Below are 3,023 nucleotides of genomic sequence, written 5' to 3'. Positions count from 1 at the left end.
GACCCCCGATGCGGCGCGGCGCATCACGGCGTCGGGGTCCCCCGCGGCCTCGGCGGCCTCGATGAGCGGGCGCTCCGCGGATCGGATCGCCTCGACCGGGTGCGCGCGCAACATGATGTCCACGTCCTTCCTCGGACCCGGGGGCGGGTCACTCCACAGTTACGGATTTGGCGAGATTGCGGGGCTTGTCCACGTCGTAGCCGCGGGCGGCGGCGACCTCGGCGGCGAAGGCCTGGTAGGGGATCGTCGCGAGCAACGGTTGCAGCAGGGTGGTCGACGCCGGGATCGGGATGAAGTGGTCCGACAGCGGTCGCACCACCTCGTCCCCCTCCTCGGCGATCACGATGGTCCGTGCACCACGGGCCCGGATCTCCTGGATGTTGCTCACCAGCTTGGAGTGCAGGACCCCGCGTCCCTCGACCGGCGGCATCACGATGAACACGGGCAGGTCGTCCTCGATCAGCGCGATCGGACCGTGCTTGAGCTCGCCCGCCGGGAAACCCTCGGCGTGCATGTACGCCAACTCCTTGAGCTTGAGCGCTCCCTCGAGGGCGGTCGGGTAGCCGACGTGGCGGCCGAGGAACAACACCGACTTCGACCCGGCGAGCTCCCGGGCGATCTCGCGGACCGGGTCGAGGGAGTCGACCACCTTCTGGATGGCGACGGGCATCTGCTCGAGCTGACGGAACTCGGCCGCCACCTCGTCGGGGTACTTGGTACCGCGGGCCTGGGCCAACGCCAGCCCGACGAGATAGTTGGCGGTGATCTGGGCGAGGTACGCCTTGGTGGACGCCACCCCGATCTCCGGGCCGGCGTGGGTGTAGAGCACGGCGTCGGCCTCACGCGGGATCTGCGACCCGTTGGTGTTGCAGACCGCCAGTACGCGGGCCTTCTGGGACTTGGCGTGACGGACGGCCTCGAGGGTGTCGGCGGTCTCACCGGACTGCGAGATGGCCACCACGAGGGTGGACCGGTCCAACACGGGGTCCCGATAGCGGAACTCCGAGGCGATCTCGACCTCGCAGGGCAGACGGGTCCAGTGCTCGATGGCGTACTTGGCCACCATCCCGGAGTGGTACGCGCTGCCGCAGGCCACGATGAAGACCTTGTCGATGTCCCGCAGGTCCTGGTCGCTGATCCGCTGCTCGTCGAGCACGATCCGACCGTCCTGGAAGTGTCCCAGCAGGGTGTCGGCGACCGCCGCGGGCTGCTCGGCGATCTCCTTGAGCATGAAGTAGTCGTATCCGCCCTTCTCCGCGGCGGCCAGATCCCAGTCGATGTGGAACGGGCGTCCTTCGGCTGGCCCACCGGCGAGATCGGTGATCTCGTAGCCGTCGGCCCGCAGGACCACCACGTTGTCCTGGCCGAGTTCGACCGCCTCTCGGGTGTGCTCGATGAACGCCGCGACATCCGAACCGAGGAACATCTCGCCCTCACCGACGCCCAGCACCAACGGGGTCGACCGCCGGGCCGCGACAAGGGTTCCCGGGTGGGCGGCGTGACTGAAGACCAGGGTGAACGCCCCCTCGAGGCGGCTCAGAACGGCCCGGCACGAGGCGACGAAGTCCCCCGCGTGGGGACCGGACCCCATCTCCCGCGCCAGCAGATGCGCGGCGACCTCGGAGTCGGTGTCCGAGACCAGGTCGACCCCGGCGGCCTCCAACTCCGCACGCAGGGGGGCGAAGTTCTCGATGATGCCGTTGTGCACGATCGCCACGTCGCCGGAGACGTGCGGGTGGGCATTGCGGTCGCTGGGCCGTCCGTGGGTGGCCCAGCGGGTGTGACCGATCCCGGTGGTCCCCGGGAAACCGTCGCGGCCGGCGGAGTCCAACGCGGCCTCGAGGTTGGCGAGTTTGCCCTCCTTCTTCTCGACGCGGGACCCACCCGAACCGTCCAGGACGGCCACGCCCGAGGAGTCGTAGCCGCGGTACTCCATCCGCCGCAGGGCCTCGACCACGACAGGGAGGGCAGCCTGGTGCCCGACATATCCGACGATTCCGCACATGGCCGATCAGTCTAGTCCGGCCGACCCGACTCCCCGGCACCGTCGACCCCCCGGAGGCGATACTGTGGCCCTCGTGGCCACCAAGACCAAAGCACTGCTCGACAAGGTGAACCGGCGGGGCCCCTACGGGGTCGATACGGGCGACCTCGGTTTCACCGGGACGCCGGGCGCCGTGTTCGTGCCCCGTGACGCACCGTCGCCCGCCCCGCTGGTGGGCTTCGCCCACGACTGGACCAAGGGCCCCCGCGACTACACCGACACGCTCAAGCACCTCGCCTCGTGGGGTTTCGTCGTGGTGGCGCCCGCGACCGACCGGTCTCCCCGGCCGAATCACCAGCACTTCGCCGACCACCTCTCGGCCGCGATCGAGGACGTCCTCCAGGCCAGGCTCGGCCGGGGAACGGTCCGCGCGGACCCCCGACGCATCGGTCTGGCCGGCCACGGACTCGGGGCCGGGGTCTGCGCCCTGCTGGCCTCCCAGCGCACCGACATCGACGCAGTGGCGATGGCGTTCCCCACCGAGACCGTCCCGTCCGCCGCCGATCGGGCGATCACCATCGATGCGCCGGGCCTGCTGCTGTCGGCCTCGGGTGGCGTGCACGCCGAGGACGCGCGGGCGATCCACCTGGCATGGCGCGGTCCGATCGTGCACCGGCGTCTCGAGAAGGCCATCGAGACCGGCCTTGTCGAGGGCGCGCCGTTGATCAAGTACGTCGGGCTCGCGGACCCGGATCGTCGGACACAACGCACGGTGCGCCCGCTGCTGGCGGGTTATCTCCTGAACACGCTCGCGGGCGATGCGACCTACTCGGCGTTCGCCGATTCGGAGGAGACGCTCAAGGACACCGTCACGGTGACCGACGCGATGCTGGACGAGGAGGACGACGACCTCACGGCCGGCGGGCCGCCGCTGCTCCGACTCTTCAAGAGCTTCACCGGGAGCTGAGCCCGCCGGATGACCCGGCAGGCCCGGGCCCGCCGGGGTCCCGGGCCCGCCGGGGTCCCGGGGCCGCCGGGG

2 protein-coding genes are annotated in these 3,023 nt (G+C 70.6%); one reads left to right on the top strand and one right to left on the bottom strand.

Annotated features, from left to right (window positions below):
• Positions 1-148 precede the first annotated feature (148 nt).
• Positions 149-2,005, bottom strand: a complete 1,857-nt coding sequence (gene glmS / locus G6019_RS07610) for a glutamine--fructose-6-phosphate transaminase (isomerizing) (RefSeq protein ID WP_182612778.1) — start codon at positions 2,003-2,005, stop codon at positions 149-151.
• Positions 2,006-2,078: 73 nt separating this feature from the next.
• Between glmS and G6019_RS07605 the strand changes: the two genes are divergently transcribed.
• A complete protein-coding gene (locus G6019_RS07605; protein WP_309230184.1) occupies positions 2,079-2,951 on the top strand; it encodes a dienelactone hydrolase family protein in 873 nt (290 codons plus the stop codon).
• The last annotated feature ends 72 nt before the right edge of the window (positions 2,952-3,023 follow it).

The sequence above is a fragment of the Dietzia sp. DQ12-76 genome, assembly GCF_014145045.1.
Taxonomy (GTDB): domain Bacteria; phylum Actinomycetota; class Actinomycetes; order Mycobacteriales; family Mycobacteriaceae; genus Dietzia.
Note: the sequence above shows the minus strand (reverse complement) of the source record. Positions and strands in the feature narration are given on the sequence as shown.